A 17,522-nucleotide genomic window follows, 5' to 3' on the forward strand; every position below is an offset into this window, starting at 1 on the left:
CCTGTTCCTAACAAGACTTCATGAAGGAATTCTAGCACAGTTGTCTGATAAATGCAATGATAATTTTCGGTTATTGTAATAATTCTTTAGAAGAATTATTTATACTGTATACAGATTTGGCGTTTCATTTGACCGGTCAAATGGAGTATAATAAGAAGCATCGATTATAAGTGACGACAATACAGGGGAAAGGAAGTGAGCCGATGAACGAGACGGTGGAGGAAAAGCTCAAGCTGCTGCCCGATAAGCCTGGCGTCTACATCATGAAGAATGAACAGGGCAAAATCATTTATGTGGGCAAGGCCGTGGTGCTCAAGAACCGTGTGCGGCAGTATTTCCAGTCGAATAAGAACCATACGCCGAAGGTGCGGGCGATGGTTTCGCATATCGCGGACTTTGAGATCATCATGACGCATTCTGAGGTCGAGGCCTTGATTCTTGAGTGCAATCTTATCAAGAAGCATCGGCCTCGCTATAATATCAGTCTCAAGGATGATAAGAGCTATCCTTACGTCAAGGTGACGGTGCAGGAGGATTTTCCGCGCGTGTTCATCACGCGGCGGGTCTTGAAGGATGGGGCGCGTTATTTTGGCCCGTATACGAATGCGACGGCAGTTCATGAAAGCCTAAAGCTGCTGCGGCGTCTGTTCCCGCTGCGGACCTGCAGGCATCTGCAGGAGCGGCCGTGCCTTGAGTACCATATCAAGCGCTGCCTGGCACCGTGTGCCGGCAAGGTCGAGAAGGACGATTATGATGCGATGATCCGTGCGGTGCTATTGTTTTTGGAAGGGCGCACCGATGATGTGGAGCGGGAGCTGCAGTTCCGCATGGAGGCGGCGGCCGATGCCTATCATTTCGAGCTGGCGGCGCGATTGCGCGATCAGCTGCTGGCTGTGCGCAAGGTAGCGGAGAAGCAGAATATCGTCACAGGTTCGGGCGATCAGGATGCCGTGGGCATGGCGCGTTCGGAAATCGGCGTCGTTGTGCAGATTTTCTTCATCCGTGCAGGCAAGATGATTGGCCGTGAGCATTTCCTGTTGCAGAGCACGGAAGAGGAAAGCGACGAGGCAATTCTTGCGGCTTTCTTGCAGCAGTATTATCATCGGGCCGCGTTTATTCCACGCGAGGTATTGCTGCCGTTGGAGCTGCCAGCAGCTGAGCGCGAGCTGCTCGAAGCCTGGCTCAGTGAGAAAAAGCGCAAAGCCAAGGTGCAGATTTTGTGTCCGCAGCGTGGGACTAAACATGATATCGTGGCAATGGCTGCGGGCAATGCGCAGAAATATCTGGCGGATGAGGCTGCACGCATCAAGCAGGCCAACGATCAGACACGCGGGGCAGTCGAGGAGCTCGGGCGTTATCTGGGGCTCAGGAATCCGCCTGACCGCATGGAGTGTTTCGATATTTCACATATCCAGGGCAGTGAGACGGTGGCGTCGATGGTCGTCTTTGAAGGCGGCCTGCCGAAGAAGTCAGACTACCGGCGGTTCAAGATCCAAAGTACGGAGGGAAAGCCTGATGACTTCCTGTCGATGCGCGAGGTGACAACGCGCCGTTATGTCGGTCTGCCGGAAAATGAGCTGCCTGACCTCATCGTCATTGATGGTGGTAAGGGTCAGCTCTCATCGGCACTGGAAATCATCCGCCAGCATGCCGGACATAAAAAGGTGCCGGTGGTTGGCCTGGCCAAGCAGTTTGAGCTCGTATTCCGTGAGGGCGAGTCAGAGCCGGTGGTACTGCCGCGCCATAGCCAGGCATTATACCTTATCCAGCGCATTAGCGATGAGGCCCATCGGTTTGCGATTACCTATCATCGCAAACTGCGCGGCAAGCGCAATCTTGTCTCGGTGCTTGACCATATCGTCGGTATCGGGCCGAAACGCCGGCAGGCGCTATGGTCGCATTTCGGCACGCTCAGCCGTATCAAGGCGGCTGGGGTTGAGGAACTCATGGCGGCGCCAGGCATGAATCGGCCAGCGGCGGAGGCCGTCTTTAATTTCTTTTTGGCACAACAGGAATTTCGAGGGAAGGATAAAGATATAAATGAAAACAGTTGATTTGCATGTCCATTCGCTGGTATCTGATGGCAGCTACCGTCCGGCTGAGCTGGTTAGGCTTGCCAAGGAGCGTGGCCTTTCGGCTTTGGCGCTGACCGACCATGATGTTATTGCGGGCAATGCGGAGGCCGCTGCAGCGGCAAAGGAAGCTGGTATCGAATTCATCCCGGGCATGGAGCTTGCGGCGACTTTTGGCGAGCGCAAGGTGCATATCGTCTGCCTTGGCTTCGATCCAAAACATCCATCGTTTCAGAAGGTCTATAAGAAGATCCGCGCGGTCAAGGAAGGAAAAATCGAGGAAATCATAGCCTACGTCAGGGACAAGGGCGTAGATATTTCCGTAGAGAAGGTGCGTCCCTTTGCCTATGATGGCCCGTTTGACCGCTATGCCATCATGCGCTATCTGGTGTCGCTGCACATGTATGACCGCGCCCAACCGCTCTGGGATAATTATCTCGATCCGGCGGCTGCTGAACTCGGGCTCAATAAGACGATTACGGTCGAGGAAGCGCTGCCGCTTATCCATGAGGCGGGTGGCGTGACATCACTGGCGCATTTCCATAAGAATATCGGCCTCAAGGGTTTGACGCGTGAGCAGCAGGAAGAGGCTATCTGTTATCTGCATAGTCTTGGCCTTGATGGGATGGAGCGTTATTATCCAAACTATACCGAGGAAGATAAGGCGTTTGCTGCGGCCATGATTGACAAATACAGTCTGCTGCCAACGGGCGGCACGGATTTCCATGGTACGAACCGTCCGGGAATCGAACTCGGGACAGGTATTGACAATAATATGGCCGTGCCGTATGAGTTCTTTGCCCAGGTCAGGGCGCATTGCGGGAAATGATAGGATAAGACACGGGATTAGAGGATAGCAATGGTTAGGATAAAAGATGTAGCGAAAGAAGCAGGGGTAGCAGCAAGTACTGTATCATTGGTCATGAACAAGAAAGGCTATGTTTCGGAAGCCACACGGCAAAAAGTCGAGGCTGCCATGAAGAAGCTCAAATATGTGCCGAGTGAGGTAGCGCGCAATCTGTCTCTTAGCCGGACAAATACGATCGGTGTCATCATGCCATCGGTATCGCATCCATTTTTTGGTGAGGTCATCGAAGCACTGGAGGCTGCGCTTTATGACCAGAATTGCAAGATGATGCTATGTTGTACGCAGCATAAAGAAAATGGGGAGCGGACCTTTGTGGATATGCTCAAGCGGCGGACTATGGATGGCATCATCATGGGCGCCCATTCACTGGATGTTTCGCTGTATGCAGATGTCCAGCAGCCGATTGTGGCCTTTGACCGTTATCTGAATGATCGGATTCCGATTGTGCATTGCAATCATAAAAAAGGAGGACAATTGGCGGCGGAGCGCTTTTTGGCGCATGGGTGCAGGCATATTGTCGAAGTCATAGGTTATCAAGGGGTACAGACGCCAGCCAATGAATATCATTTCAATGCGGCAGATATCTTACACGCGCATGGGGTAAGGGTGGACGTGGTTGAGATGCCGTGGAATGCGTTTGATTATCCGAGTTTTGCAGCGGCAGCACAGCAGTTATTCCAGCAGTATCCGGATGTAGATGGCGTACTGGGAGCAGATTTGGCTATTGCGGCGTGTTTGCATGTCGCTGCCGCGCTGGGGCGGCGTGTCCCTGATGATTTGCGCTTGCTTGCCTATGATGGCACAGCAGTGACGCGGATGGGGTTAGAGCCGATCACTGCTGTGCGGCAGCCGATTCGTGAATTGGCGGAGCTATCGGTACGTAAAGTGCTGCAGATGGTCAATGGTATGTATGAAGACGGTCCTTGGGTTATCGATCCGTTTATCCTGGATGGCAATACTTGTTGAGTCCTATTTTTTATTATATGCTATATATTTGCCGCAAATACTATTGACAAATCGTATTTGCGGCGTTATTATTAATACATCGAACCGATTCGATATTGGTTCGATGTATTTTCGAATAAATCTCGAACCGGTTTGAGAAAAAGAAGAAGCTATGGGGGATAATCGATGAAAGAAAAAATACGGGTGAATAATCAAAGATATAGACTAGGGTATCATTTGATGACCAGCGGCGGATGGATGAATGATCCCAATGGTTTTTCCTGGTTCAAAGGCTATTATCATATGTTTTATCAGTATTATCCATATGCGGCTGAATGGGGGCCGATGCATTGGGGGCATGCGCGGAGCAAGGATTTGGTACATTGGGAGACGCTGCCTGTGGCGTTGACACCAGATGAAGCGGAGGATGGCTGCTTTTCTGGCAGTGCGGTTGTCTATGAGGACAAACTTTGGCTGATCTATACAGGCCATCATTTGACCGACCCTGCAGACAGCGAGGCGTTTTATCAGGATCAGAACCTTGCGTGGTCAGAGGATGGCGTTCATTTCGTAAAATATGAAGGAAATCCGGTCTTGCAGGTACCGGCGGATAATACAAAACATTTTCGCGATCCTAAGGTTTGGCAGGAGGCGGGGACTTTCTATATGGTGCTGGGGAGCCAAGGGCAGGACGGCTTAGGACGGGCGCTGCTCTATCAGTCGAAGGATCTCAAGCAGTGGGAGAAGGTCAGTGTCTTAGCAAAAGCTGCAAATGTAAAAAGTGAAGGTTATATGTGGGAGTGTCCGGATTTCTTCCCTCTGATGGGGCAGGACGTTTTACTGATGTCGCCGCAAGGGTTAGAAGCGCAGGGCGATCGGTTCCGCAATCTCAATCAGACGGGCTATATGCTGGGACAGGTTACAGATGACAAGGAATTCATTCGCGGCCAGTTCGAGGAAATCGACCATGGGCATGATTTTTATGCTACGCAGACCATGCTGGCACCAGATGGAAGAAGAATCATGGTAGCGTGGATGAATGCTTGGGATTCGCCCATGTATGAAAAGACAGATGGCTGGGCGGGGGCTTTGACGATTCCTCGGGAATTATCCATAAAGGATAATCATATATATCAGCGGCCGATTCAAGAAATGCAGCTGCTGCGCGAGAAAAAATTATGGGATGGCAATCTGGCTGCTGGAAAACAGCTGGCGATACCACGTACGGCTGAAGTGGAGCTGGTTTTTGGGGATATCCCCGATGGCAAGCAAAAGCTTTTGGAATTGAGTGATGGACAGCAGACGCTTAGTTTGGAGATAGATAGGAGGGACAGGCGTCTGATGCTTAGGCGTACGACGGAGGATGGTGAGCGGTCGCTCACCATGCGTTCGGCGGCGCAGCTGGATTTGACGGTGTATATTGATAATAGTTCTGCAGAATTGTTTGTGAACGAGGGGGAATTTACGTTTACCGAACGGATTTATTGGCAGAACGATTTGACGATGCAGCTTCCCTGGGGGGCTGAAGTTGCTAAGGTTTACGCCTTGGAGGCACAGGCCAATCAATATTGACCGCTAGATAATCGGGGCAGAAATGGTATGGATAAAGGGGGATTTACCATGAAATTTCTACAGGCATTTCAAAATCCATTTTATCGTGTTGGTTCTACACAGTTGTTGTTATTCTTTATGGGCTGGGGAATCTGGTGGTCATTTTTCCAGATATGGCTCACGACAAAACAAGGTTTTTCGGGGACTCAAGTAGGTACGATTTTTTCGTTTGGCTCGGCGGTCGCGCTGGTCTTGATGTTTGTTTATGGTTCGATTCAGGATAAACTTGGCATGAGGAAAAATCTGTTGCTGGCTTTGATCGGGTTACAGATATTCATAGCACCGTTCTTTACCTGGGTGTATGTACCGATGCTGGAAAACAATTTTTTCCTTGGTGCGATGGTTGGTGCGGTTTATTTGGCAATTTCGTATTTGGCGGCTTGTCCTGTGTTTGAGGCTGTGACTGAGCGCATGAGCCGGCGGTATCATTTTGAGTATGGACAGGCAAGAGCATGGGGCTCCTTTGGCTATGCTGTGGCAGCGCTGGCCGCCGGATTCCTCTTCACCATCAATCCGTATCTGATCTTTTGGACGGGGTCGGCGATTTCTGCCATATTGTTCGTGAGCTTGCTGGTATGGAGACCTGAGCGCGACACGACAAATCTGGCGCATTATGAGGATAAAGAAGAGAGCAGAAAAGATAATAAAACACCATCGATGCGAGAGATCCTGGGTGTATTCAAAATCTTTGACGTTTGGAAGATCATACTTTTTGTGGTTATGAGCTGGACGTTTTATACGGTGTTCGATCAACAGATGTTTCCGGAGTTTTTCACCCGTTTCTTTGCAACGCCGGAACAGGGGCAGCAGGCTTATGGTGTGCTGAACTCCGTTGAAGTATTTTTGGAATTCCTGATGATGGGGTTGGTGCCTGTATTCATGAGAAAGATTGGTGTCCGCAAGGCCATTCTCCTCAGCTGTGCAATCATGATCTTGCGTATCGGCGGCTGCGGCTTGGTTACGAATCCGTTCGGTGTAGCAGTGATCAAGCTGTTGCATGCTCCGGAGACAGCACTGTTTATTTTGGCCATCTTCCGTTATTTTACGCTCCATTTCGATACGCGTATCTCGGCGACGCTCTATATGGTGGGCTTCCAGATTGCTGCGCAGGTTGGCCAGATTATTTTCTCGGCTCCTTTAGGAGCACTGCATGATTCAATTGGTTATCAGCCGACATTTCTGGTGATCTCTGGAATCGTGTGTGTGGCAAGCGTGTATGCCTTTGTTGTTCTGCGGAAGGATGATCAATGCGTAGAAGGCCAGCCGCTGGAGGCGGTGCTCGAGTGACGTGGCCTCGCTGCAGCCGGGAAAAATAATTGCAGGGAGGCAGGAATTCATCTTTGGTGAGGCGAAGTGTACTCCTAGGATAACAGGTGTGTAGATATTTTAGGAGGTTCGGTTATGAAGACTTGGGTTTGCTCCGTTTGTGGCTGGATTTATGATGAAGAAAAGGGAGATCCGGATTACGATCTGGCTCCAGGCGTTCCTTTTGAAGAGCTGCCGGATGATTTCGTCTGCCCGCTCTGTGGTGTCGGCAAGGACATGTTCGAGGAACAGTCGTGACGAGTGGATAGGGATGGATCCTGTCCACTCTGTATGGTCAAAGAGGCCCTTTACGAAAGGGGCCTCTTTTATTTTCTGACGAATTGTTAGCAGGTCTTATGATAATAATCATAATTTATGATAAAATAAGAAATTTCAAGGAAAGTCATTGCTTTTTTGGTCGTACTTTGTTATAATTTACACGTAATGAATCATAAGTGTGATTCATAATAATAGGCATTCCGAAAGCGGTTTCCATTATGGTAGTGGAGGTGCCGTTTTCAAATTATAAGGAGGCAATCTATTATGAAAGTAACAGTTGTTGGTGCAGGTAACGTTGGTGCTACCGTTGCAAATGTCCTGGCAGTCAAGAATTTCTGCAGCGAGGTCATGCTCGTGGATATCAAGAAGGGCTTTTCCGAAGGTAAAGCCATGGATATCATGCAGACGGCACATATGCTGAACTTCGACACGCGGGTCATCGGTGTAACGGCCGAGATCGGGGATGAGAATGGCTATGCGCCGACGGCTGGTTCTGATGTCGTTGTCATCACGTCCGGCATGCCGCGTAAACCGGGCATGACGCGTGAGGAGCTCATCGGCGTCAATGCTAAGATTGTCAAGAGCGTTGTTGATCAGGCGCTCAAATATTCGCCGGATGCTATCTTCATCATCATTTCCAACCCGATGGATGCTATGACGTTCCTGACGCTCAAGGACTCCAAACTGCCGCGCAACCGCGTCATCGGCCAGGGCGGTATGCTCGACAGCAGCCGTTTCCGTTATTTCCTGTCCAAGGCTCTGCAGGAAGCTGGCTATCCGGCTACGCCGACCGATATCGATGGCACGGTCATCGGCGGTCACAGCGACAAGACGATGGTTCCGCTCACGAGCCTTGCTACGTACCGCGGCATCCCTGTAACGCAGCTCCTCTCCAAAGAGCAGCTGGATGAGGCTGTTGCCCAGACGAAAGTCGGCGGCGCTACGCTGACGGGCCTGCTGGGCACCTCCGCTTGGTATGCTCCGGGCGCTGCAGCAGCTGCTATGGTCGAGGCTATTGCCCTTGACTCCAAGAAGCTCATGCCGTGCTGCGTATACCTCGATGGCGAGTATGGAGAGAAAGACCTCTGCATCGGTGTACCGGTTCTGCTCGGCAAGAACGGTATGGAGAAGATCGTCGAGTACAAACTCGAGGGCGATGAGAAAGCTAAGTTCGATGAGAGCGTAGCTGCTGCTCGCAACACGAACGCAAAACTCGGTGATGCACTGAAATAATCCAGTGATGAAACTGGATCAATAGAGATAGGGGCATGTGCGGTTGGCACATGCCCCTATTTTCATAAAATCTTGTAAAATATCGGCAAAATGCTTAATGTTTGCTGGAAATTTGACGATATAAACTATGTAAGGTATGATAATAACCGCTGCCATCACCAGGGAGGTGGTTGATATGGTAGACCGCATTGAAAGAGTATCCCGTCTCAAGGGAATCGATTCAGGCATTGGCAAGTTCTTTGAGCGCAAGGAAGGCTATGAGGACGATCCAAAGAAAAAGAAACAGTTTGCTGACGTGCTCGACCGCGAGCTGGCCAAGGATACACGGCCAGAGAACGAGGCAGGGCCCGGCGCGCCGAATGCTTACCGTTTGGAGATTTCGGCCCGGCCTACCCAGTCGTTGTTCTATCGTGGAGGCGTGGACCTCAGCAAGGTAGAAGGGAAGATCCATGACGCTGGATGACGAGAAGTATATGAGGCTGGCACTGGCGGAAGCGCAGAAGGCCTATGACAAAGAAGAGGTGCCCATTGGCGCTGTCCTTGTGGATGAGGATGGCGCTGTTGTGGCGCGTGGGCATAATATGCGGGAGAACTGGCATGATGCGACGGCACATGCCGAGCTCATTGCTATCCAGCAGGCGTGCAAGGATCTGGGGCGCTGGCGTCTGTCAGGGCTCACGCTCTATGTGACGATCGAGCCGTGCCCGATGTGTGCCGGGGCTATCGTGATGAGCCGCGTCGACCGCGTGGTCTACGGCAGTACCGATGCCAAGGCCGGAGCCTGTGAATCGGTATTCAACATCCCGGGGAATCCGACGCTCAATCACCGGCCTGAGATCACGGCAGGGATCCTGCAGCAGGAATGTGCGGACATCATGAAGCGGTTCTTCAAGATGCGACGGGAGCAGCGCAAAGCCGCAAAAAAAAAGCCTTCCCCTATGGGGAAGGTGGCAGACGAAGTCTGACGGATGAGGTAAAGGGTTATCAGATATCCCAGTGCAGTTTTTCCGGGTTTGGCGTGGCTTTGTCGACCTCGCTGAGGATCCACGAGGCATTGTCGTGGGTGGCAGCAAAGGCCTTTTCGAGACCTGCTTCGTATCCGGCAGGGATTTCCATGCTATGGATGGCCATGTGCATGTAGTCCTTGGCGACAAGCGTCACACCGCGTTCGGCTGAGAGCTGGGCCTTGAAGCGGTAGCCATAGTAGAGATAGCTGTTGTGCTCGACCGGGATGTCCTTGTAGGCGGCGATGCGCTCATCGGCCTCGCTTTCGGCTTCGCTGGTCATGCCCAGTTTGTGCATGAGATTCCAGCGGTCAGCCCAAAGCTCGCCACGCAGGATGTATTTGTAGAGGAAGTCTGTGCCCTCGGCGAGTTCGATGGCCTGATTGATATGCGTCAAGGCCTCGTCGTTTTGGCCAAGGTCTTTTTCAAGTGAGCTGAGGCGCTGCAGTGCATAGACCTTCTCTTCGACTTCTTCGGATTTTTCCTCGTCGGGCTCAGCCTCGACGACACTGTGGAAGAGTTCGAGGGCTTCGTTGGTTTTGTCGATGCCCTGCATGGCGAGGAAATGCGCAAGACGCGCGCGGGCCTGCCAACTGTCCATACCGCCCATGAACAGCGATTCGGGCGGCTTGGCCGGGGAATCCATTACGACGTGCACCAATTTATGAAATTCATCTTGAGTCATGAAAAAAACCTCCTGAACGTGATATAATGATAACATTATATCATGAATCCTGTGATTTGGCAGGGCAGGAGGTCTTTTTGTGCGATTGAAGGCGTTTATTCTCAAGCTGTGGGCCCGGATGCAGCAGGTCGTTGAGTCAAGGTCAGGCTTGATCCTCAGCCTGTTTGGGCTGAATTTCTTTACGATTGCCTGGCAGAATATCCACATGTACAAGGGCAGCCAGCTCGATGTGCTCGGGGTGGATGCCTTGTTCCTGCTGGCGGCAGCGACGCTGGTGGTCAGCGTGCTGGGCTGCGTACCTCTGCGGAAGGTGCGCACGATGCTGGCAGCGCTCTTGCTGGGAATATCCGCTGTGCTGGCGGCGCTGGAGTGTTTTTCCATCTACCACTATGAGGCGCTGGTCGGTGCGGGCATCATCACGGCTGTCTTGCAGACGAACAGGCAGGAGGCTGGCGAGTTTTTGCGCATGTATGTGGGCTGGCCGGGCTTGGCGATTGGCCTGCTGTTCTTGGGGGCATGGGGCGCCTTGCACTGCCATCCGCTCAAGCTGCAGTTCCGGCCCTGGACACGGCACTGGCGCAGCCGGGCCCTGCCGCTGTTCTTGTTGGCTGGTGGTGCTGCGGGCGGCTGCCTGTGGCAGTTCTATCATTCGTTTGTCATCAACGATTCGCTGGATATTCCGGCTGTGCGAGTGGCCCGGGCCATGGATACGTCGGTGCGCAACATTCGGGCTTTCGAGGAGCTGCGCCAGCAGGCGGCTGCGGATGTGACGCTTACGGCTAACGGCAGCGATGTGCCCTATGTCGTGTTCATCCTCGGCGAGTCGACCAACCGGGAGCGCATGCACCTGTATGGCTATCCGTTGGAGAACACGCCGAATCTCGATGAGCTGGCAGCGAAGGGGGAGATCGCCGTGTTCCGTGACACCATCGCGCCGCAGGGCGCGACGGTGGCGGTGCTACGCGAGCTGATGACCTTCAATGATGCGGAGTCGGACAAAGAGTGGTACGAATACAACAATCTCATCGATGTCATGAAGGCTGCGGGCTATCGCACGTACTGGCTGTCCAATCAGGAAAGTTCGGGCATCTGGGGCAATGTCGGGCAGCTGTTCGCGGAACGCAGCGATGTGCGCCGCTATACGCAGCTGCGCGAGTCCCATGAGGAAGGGGGCAGGCTCGATGAGGAGCTGTTCCCGCTGGTCGACGAGGCTTTGCAGCAGCCTGCTGCGAAAAACTTCTATGTATTGCACCTGATGGGGGCGCACAGCCTGTACTACTTGCGCTTCCCGTATATCTTCACGAAGTTTTCCCTGGACGATATCCCTACGCCGCAGAATGACCTGTCAGAGGAAAAGCGCACGGAAATCGCCCAGTATGAGAATGCACTGTTCTACAATGACTTTGTCGTAAGCTCGCTGATGGGGAAATTCCAGGATAAGGAAGCCCTGGTCATCTACTTGCCGGATCATGGGGAGACCATCTACGACAACGGCAGCAATTTTGCTGGTCATGTCGAGGAGAACCCCAATCGTCAGCAACTCGAAGTACCGTTGGTGTTCTGGGCCTCGCCTGCATACCGCCAGAAGCACCCGGAGAAGTGGCAGGCCATTTGTGCGGCTGTGAACCGGCCCTATATGACTGATGATATGATCCATACCCTGCTGGATATCCTGGATATCCGGACGCCGGAGTTCAATCCAGCGAAAAGCGTCATCAATCCGGCCTTTGCTGCTGACCGCAAGCGCATGGTGCGCGGGCGTGACTACGATGCAGATATGAAAACGAAATGATTCAGAGTCTCACGACTTGCTGGACGCGGGCTGCGGCCAGCGGATCGTGGGTAATGATGAGCAGCGTCCGCTGCTTTTCATCGAGTTCGTCAAGAACAGCGGTGAGAAGGGCGGACGCTGTTTTTTCGTCGAGCCCTGCGGTCGGTTCGTCAAGGAGCAGGATGGGGGCAGGGCGGGCGATGGCCAGCGCTGTCAGCAGCCGGTTGCGCTCACCACCCGAGAGATTTCCTGCACTGCTGGTGAGCGGGCTGTCGAGTCCTGCTGGCAGCTTTCCGATGACGGCGGCTAGCTGGGCAACCTGCAGGCTGTGCCAGATCGCTTCGTCGCTGATGCCGGGGATGAGCCGCAGAAAGAGGGAGCGGATGCTGCCGGCAGGAAGATCGCAGCCTTGCAGGGGGGCGGAGAAATATTCTCGCTGCTGGGCAGGGGACAGGCTGGTGCTATCCTGCCCCTGCAGGCGGATGGTACCGGCAGGAACTGGCCAGCAGGCCGTGAGCAGGCAGCCAAGCGTGGTCTTGCCACTGCCGCTGTCCCCGAGGATGGCAGTATGTGCTCCTGCTGTCACCGTAAAGGAAATGTCGTGCAGGATCGGCATTTGCTCGTGGTAGCCAAAGGTCAGATGGCTGACGGCAAGCAGTGGCGCCGTGGCAAGCGGGGAAGAGGCCGCAGATGCGGGGGGAGGGCAGGTGGCGGCAACGGGGACGGAAAAGAGCGGCGCTGCTGCCTGCTGGCTCTCCTGGAAGGCGCGGGCGGCTGCTGCCAGCGGCTGGAACTCGCTCTGCAGGGCCAATAGGAGAAAGAGCCAGACCGTAAGCTCGATGAAGGTCTGTGTCCCGGAAAGGGCGGCAGAGGTCAGGCTGGCGAGGAGCAGGATGAGGACGAGTGCATCAAGGACTTGCAGCAGGAGGTCGCTGTATAGTGTCTGGTGCTGGCCTTGCTGCTGCTCCTGACGCAGCTGGCGGGCAAGTGCTGCCAGGCGAGATTGTACGGCTGGCAGACTGCCAGCCACCAGCAGTTCCGCCTGGCCTGAGGCGGCATCCAGGAGCGCACTGCGATAGGCGGCCTTGGCTTGGCCGCCAGCTGCGCCATGGGGTGTTTCCAGCAGACAGGGCAGGAGCAGATGGGAAAGCCAGAGCAGCGGCAGCAGCAGGCTGACTGTGCCGATGGTGCCGAAGAGCACAAAGGAGGTCAGCAGGCTGAGCAGCAGGCTGGCAATGGGCGGCAGCAGCGCACGCAGGTAGAACTCACGCAGAGTCTGGCAGCTGCTGGTCAGCTGATGCAGCCATAGTCCCTGGGATGCCATTCCCGTGCGCAGGGGCAGGGTGGCGGCTGCCTGGTCGTAGAGCTTCAATTGCAGCTGGGTATGGCTGTGGAAGGCTAGCTGATGGGAGAACCAGCGGTCTGCGTAGCGGAAGACTGCGCGGCCGATGCCGCAGGTGCGGACGATGGTGATGCCGAGAGCCAGCTCAGCCAGTGGCGGCTGCAGTGCGGCCGAGGTTATGAGCCAGGCGGCTGCTCCCATAAGGCCGAGCGCACAGATGGCCGCGGTCAGGGAGGCGGTTGCGGCAGCCGCCAGCTGGCCGGGGGCTGCCAGCCGCAGCAGAGGGCAGAATAGCTGGTAAACGGATTTCATGGGCGATCGGCTCCTTCCGTAGGATAGGGGGCAAGGTGGATGATCTTATCGGCTATGGCCTGGATGGCGGGATGATGGGAGATGATGACGAGGGTGCGCCGGTGGGCAAAGGCGGTCAAGGCGCGGATGATTTGCTGCTCCAAGGCTTCGTCCATGCCGGCGGTGGGCTCGTCGAGCAGGGTGACCGGGCGGTTCTGCAAGAGGGCACGGGCAAGGCCTAGGCGTTTGCGTTCGCCCTGGGAAAGGGGCAGGCCGTTGCCGCCGAGTTTAGTATCAAGCCCTGCAGGCAGCCTGTGCAGAAGGCCGTCAAGGGAGGCGAGACGCAGGGCCTGGCGGATGCGTTCAGCTGGTACCTCTTGGAAAAGGCTGACGTTCTCTTGCAGGCTCGCAGCGTAGAGATGCGGCTGCTGCGGGACATAGGCGATGAGTTTTTGCCGGCTGGCAGCCGCCATGGTCGCCAGGGGCTGGTCGTTCAGCAAGACCAGCCCTTGGTCGGGCGGCAGCAGGCCAGCCAGGAGCTTCAGCAGGGTGGATTTGCCGCAGCCGCTGGGGCCTGTGATGACGGAAATCTTATGGGCGGGGAATGTTTCCTGCTGCAGGCCGAGGAGGATGTCCTTGGTGCCCGGATAACGGTAGCGGATGTCTTGCAGATGGATGGCTGGCGGCAGCTGCAATTGTTCATGATGGCCATCAGCCGCAGCTGGCTGGGGGGCGAGGACAAAGGCCTGCAGTTTTTGCCAGGCGGTCAGGGATTCGATGGCGGCATGGAAGATGATGCCGCCTTGCCGCAGGGGCTGGTAGAATTCTGGGGCCAGAAGCAGGAGCAGGAGCGCCGTGCGGAAGGCGAGGGCATTGTCCAGCAGCCGCAAGCCGGTGCTTACGGCGACGATGGCAATCGACAGGGTCGTGATGAGCTCCAGGGCAAAGGAACTGGCGAAAGCCAGCTTGAGTACCTGCAGGGAGGTCTGCGCAAAGCCCTGGCTGAGCGTTCGGAGATCCTGACGCTGTGCTTGTTCTTGGGCGAAAAGCTTCCAGGTCATCATGCTGCGCAGCATGTCGTCGAAGCCGGCATTGAGCTGCTGGAGACGATGCCATTCCCGGCTGCTGGCGGTTTTGGTGGCCTGGCCTATCAGATAGAGCAGGAAGGGGGCAATCGGCAGGGTAAGGGCGAAGAGCAAGGCGGTCAGCGGATCGGCTGCAAGGGCAGCGGTGAGGATGACCGGTGTGCGGAACAAGAGTGCACTGGTCACTGGCAGTGCCTTGCTGAGCAGGTGGTCGAGCCTATCGACGGTTTCGGTAGCCTGCAGTGACAAGGCTGCCGGTGATGCGGACGTATGGGGAACGTGCTGGTGCAGACGCAGGCGGCACGTCTCGCGCCAGCTGGCGGACAGGCGGATGATGATGCGGCGCTGCTGGAAGCTTGCCAGCAGCTGCAGGCAGAGCATAAGAAACAGCGCCAGCAATACTGGCGCTGCAGCAGGAAAGCCCGTGAATGCATGCTGATAGACATTGGCAACCAGCCCGGAGAATTGCCAGGCGATTGCCAGCAGCAGCAGGCTGTGCAGGAGTTCCAGGCCGGCAAGAGCGAGCAAGGAAGTCTTATAGGTGGTGATGATTTCTTTGCAAAGTTGTTTGGTCATGATTCCTCACTGTTCTTGACCGGTCAGTTACTCAATGGGTGTCATTGCAATCGTTGGGGGAAATGCGCTGGCGGAAGATCCAGTAGGTCCAGCCTTGATAGATCAGGACGACAGGAACCAGGCAGGCCGCTGCGATTGTCATGATGGAGAGTGTGTAGTGGGTAGAGGCGGCATTGACGATGGTCAGCGACCAGGCAGGATCGAGACTGGATACCATGAGCCGCGGGAACAGTCCGGCAAAGAAGCCGACGGTAGTGGCGGCGATGGCCAGCGAGCTCAGTACGAAGGCCAGGCGGGAATGCCCTTGGAACAGGCGCAGGTACCCCACGATGAATGCGGCACCAGCGGCCAGGAGACACAGTCCGCCTAGAGCGCTCTGGAAGAGATCGGTGTTGAGGAAGGTCAGCAGCAGGCAGAAGACAAAGGCGATGATAGCCAGAGCTCCAGCCTTGGCTGCGAGTGTCCTGGCCCGTAGGGTGAGTCCGTGGCTGGCCAGCCGTTGGGTCAGGAAGGCGGCCCCGTGGAAGGTGAAGACAAAGAAGAAGGTCAGTCCGCCGATGATGGTATAGGGGGTCAGCAGGTCAAAGAAGCCTCCCAGATAGATCATTTTCTCGTTGATGGGCAGCCCCTGGATGAGGTTCGTGACGGCAACACCCCATAAGAAGGCGGGGACAGCACTGCCGAAGCAGATCGCCCCCTCCCAGAAATGGCGCCAGCACGGCGACTCATGACGGCCGCGCAGCTCGAAGGCCACGCCGCGCAGGATGAGGGCGACGAGCATCAGGAACAGGGCGAGGTAGAAAGTCGAAAACATCGTAGCGTAGACGTGGGGGAAAGCAGCGAACAGCGCACCGCCAGCAGTAATCATCCAGACTTCGTTGCCATCCCAGACTGGGGCAATCGTGCGCAGTACCTGTGAGCGCTCGCTGTCGTGCGGGCTCATGAAGGGCAGCAGTATGCCGACGCCGTAATCAAAGCCTTCGAGCAGGAAAAAGCCTGTGAACAGGACGACGATGAGCACAAACCAGATCAGATTGAGTTCCATCATGAATCCCTCCCTTCAACAGGAATCGAAGTCGTGCGGATATGGCGCAGAGCGATGTAGAGAGCGGCGATGGCCAGCAGCAGGTAGAGGGCCGTAAAGCCGATCATGGTCAGCCAGACTGAACCGGCAGTGAGATTGGGCGAAACCGCATCGGCTGTCTTCTGCAGGCCAACGACAATCCAGGGCTGACGGCCGGCTTCTGCGATGAACCAGCCAGCCGAATTGGCAAGGAAGGGCAGTGGCAGCAGGAAGGGCAGGGCCTTGAGCAGAAGCGGGAAGGCCATGACGCGATCCATCTTCGCCAGCAGTGCGATGGCGAAGGCCAGCATCAGCATGAAGCCGCCAGCTGCCACCATGATGCGGAAGCTCCAGAACAAGGCCGGCACGTCTGGGCGATAATCACCGGGGCCGTACTTTGCCTGGTATTCTTTCTGCAGGGCGTTGATTCCCTTGACCTCTCCTTCGGGCTTATTGTAGAGCATGAAGGAAAAGACGCCGGGCACAGCCAGCTCGCAGTCGTTGCGGTTCTTCTCCATGTTGATGTCGGCCATGATGGCAAAAGGTGCCGGATCTTCGGTTTCCCAGAGGGCCTCCATCGAGGAAAGCTTCATGGGATTGGCCTCAGCAAGATACTGCGTGTGCATATGGCCGCTGCCCATGACTCCGAGGAGCCCGATGGCCATGTAGATGGCGCCGGCCTTGAGCGTCTGGGTAAACGCATAGCGTGAAGCCTCGTCGTGGAGAACTTTCCAGGCAGAAATAGCCAGTACGACAAAGCCGCCTGTCGAGATACCGGCAAATAATGCATGTGAATATTCGCCGAGGACATAGTGATTGGTAAGCAGGGCGAAGAAATCGGTCATGACGGCACGCCCGTTTTCAATGGCATAGCCGACTGGATGCTGCATGAAGCTGTTGGCGACGAGGATCCAGAATGCCGAGATATTGCTGCCGATGGCGACAAGCCAGATGCAGGCGCAGTGGAGTTTCTCAGACAGCTTATCCCAGCCGAAGACCCAGATGCCGAGGAAGGTCGACTCAAGGAAGAACGCCGTGAGTGCCTCAAGGGCCAACGGCGCGCCGAAGATGTCGCCCATGAAGCGCGAGTACTCGGACCAGTTCATGCCGAAGTGGAATTCCTGCACGATGCCAGTGACGACGCCCATGGAAAAATTGATCAGGAAGATCGTGCCGAAGAAGCGTACCAGCTTACGGCAGGTTTCCTTCCAGGCCGGGCGCTTGGTGCGCACATAGCACGTCTCGAGCAGGGCGACGAAGATCGACAAGCCCAATGTTATCGGGACGAACAGGAAGTGATACGTTGTCGTGATGGCGAACTGCCATCGGGATAAGAGCAAGGCTTCCATATGATTCCCTCCTTTGCTATATAGATGCAGACATAAATTCACC

At 55.1% G+C, this 17,522-nt stretch carries 15 protein-coding genes; 10 read left to right on the forward strand and 5 right to left on the reverse strand.

Annotated elements, in window-relative coordinates:
* The first annotated feature begins 203 nt into the window (after nucleotides 1-203).
* The 9 genes from uvrC to tadA all read left to right on the forward strand — a co-directional run bounded on the left by uvrC (nucleotide 204) and on the right by tadA (nucleotide 9,278).
* Nucleotides 204-2,054: an excinuclease ABC subunit UvrC gene (uvrC, locus tag BM181_RS00080; RefSeq protein ID WP_075441309.1), complete on the forward strand. Its 1,851-nt coding sequence runs from the start codon at nucleotides 204-206 to the stop codon at nucleotides 2,052-2,054.
* On the forward strand, nucleotides 2,041-2,901 hold the full coding sequence (locus BM181_RS00085; RefSeq protein ID WP_075441310.1) for a PHP domain-containing protein: 861 nt from the start codon (nucleotides 2,041-2,043) through the stop codon (nucleotides 2,899-2,901). The genes uvrC and BM181_RS00085 overlap by 14 nt, the downstream gene beginning before the upstream one ends.
* Before the next feature lie 30 nt (nucleotides 2,902-2,931).
* Entirely contained in the window at nucleotides 2,932-3,906 is a 975-nt protein-coding gene (locus BM181_RS00090) for a LacI family DNA-binding transcriptional regulator (RefSeq protein ID WP_075441311.1), read from the forward strand.
* 165 nt (nucleotides 3,907-4,071) lie between these two features.
* Complete coding sequence (locus BM181_RS00095; protein ID WP_075441312.1) at nucleotides 4,072-5,457, forward strand: glycoside hydrolase family 32 protein; 1,386 nt, start codon at nucleotides 4,072-4,074, stop codon at nucleotides 5,455-5,457.
* A gap of 27 nt (nucleotides 5,458-5,484) precedes the next feature.
* The gene (locus tag BM181_RS00100) at nucleotides 5,485-6,783 is read left to right on the forward strand and encodes an oligosaccharide MFS transporter (RefSeq protein WP_256211217.1); all 1,299 of its coding nucleotides are present in this window, start codon (nucleotides 5,485-5,487) and stop codon (nucleotides 6,781-6,783) included.
* Nucleotides 6,784-6,897: 114 nt separating this feature from the next.
* A complete protein-coding gene (locus tag BM181_RS00105; RefSeq protein ID WP_075428535.1) occupies nucleotides 6,898-7,059 on the forward strand; it encodes a rubredoxin in 162 nt (53 codons plus the stop codon).
* A 285-nt stretch (nucleotides 7,060-7,344) separates the two neighbouring features.
* The gene (locus BM181_RS00110) at nucleotides 7,345-8,313 is read left to right on the forward strand and encodes a malate dehydrogenase (protein WP_075441314.1); all 969 of its coding nucleotides are present in this window, start codon (nucleotides 7,345-7,347) and stop codon (nucleotides 8,311-8,313) included.
* A gap of 175 nt (nucleotides 8,314-8,488) precedes the next feature.
* Nucleotides 8,489-8,776, forward strand: a complete 288-nt coding sequence (locus BM181_RS00115) for a hypothetical protein (protein WP_075428533.1) — start codon at nucleotides 8,489-8,491, stop codon at nucleotides 8,774-8,776.
* Nucleotides 8,763-9,278, forward strand: coding sequence for a tRNA adenosine(34) deaminase TadA (gene tadA, locus BM181_RS00120; RefSeq protein WP_075441315.1), 516 nt, complete (start codon nucleotides 8,763-8,765; stop codon nucleotides 9,276-9,278). The genes BM181_RS00115 and tadA overlap by 14 nt, the downstream gene beginning before the upstream one ends.
* Nucleotides 9,279-9,297: 19 nt before the next feature.
* On the opposite strand, the gene BM181_RS00125 is transcribed toward tadA, so the two are convergent.
* Nucleotides 9,298-10,002 (reverse strand): hypothetical protein, encoded by a 705-nt coding sequence (locus BM181_RS00125; RefSeq protein ID WP_075441316.1) that lies wholly within the window; start codon nucleotides 10,000-10,002, stop codon nucleotides 9,298-9,300.
* Nucleotides 10,003-10,081: 79 nt separating this feature from the next.
* On the opposite strand from BM181_RS00125, the gene BM181_RS00130 reads away from it, so the two are divergent.
* Nucleotides 10,082-11,794 (forward strand): phosphoethanolamine transferase family protein, encoded by a 1,713-nt coding sequence (locus BM181_RS00130; RefSeq protein WP_256211218.1) that lies wholly within the window; start codon nucleotides 10,082-10,084, stop codon nucleotides 11,792-11,794.
* 1 nt (nucleotide 11,795) lies between these two features.
* On the opposite strand, the gene BM181_RS00135 is transcribed toward BM181_RS00130, so the two are convergent.
* From BM181_RS00135 to BM181_RS00150, 4 genes are read right to left on the reverse strand one after another with little or no spacing between them, the layout of a single operon-like run.
* Complete coding sequence (locus BM181_RS00135; RefSeq protein WP_075441318.1) at nucleotides 11,796-13,427, reverse strand: amino acid ABC transporter ATP-binding/permease protein; 1,632 nt, start codon at nucleotides 13,425-13,427, stop codon at nucleotides 11,796-11,798.
* Complete coding sequence (locus BM181_RS00140; RefSeq protein WP_075441320.1) at nucleotides 13,424-15,067, reverse strand: ATP-binding cassette domain-containing protein; 1,644 nt, start codon at nucleotides 15,065-15,067, stop codon at nucleotides 13,424-13,426. The genes BM181_RS00135 and BM181_RS00140 overlap by 4 nt, the downstream gene beginning before the upstream one ends.
* A gap of 31 nt (nucleotides 15,068-15,098) precedes the next feature.
* A complete protein-coding gene (gene cydB / locus BM181_RS00145; protein ID WP_075441322.1) occupies nucleotides 15,099-16,112 on the reverse strand; it encodes a cytochrome d ubiquinol oxidase subunit II in 1,014 nt (337 codons plus the stop codon).
* Nucleotides 16,112-17,479: a cytochrome ubiquinol oxidase subunit I gene (locus tag BM181_RS00150; protein ID WP_075441324.1), complete on the reverse strand. Its 1,368-nt coding sequence runs from the start codon at nucleotides 17,477-17,479 to the stop codon at nucleotides 16,112-16,114. The genes cydB and BM181_RS00150 overlap by 1 nt, the downstream gene beginning before the upstream one ends.
* Nucleotides 17,480-17,522 lie beyond the last annotated feature (43 nt).

It is taken from the genome of Pseudoselenomonas ruminantium, assembly GCF_900113715.1.
Taxonomy (GTDB): Bacteria; Bacillota; Negativicutes; order Selenomonadales; family Selenomonadaceae; genus Selenomonas_A; species Selenomonas_A caprae.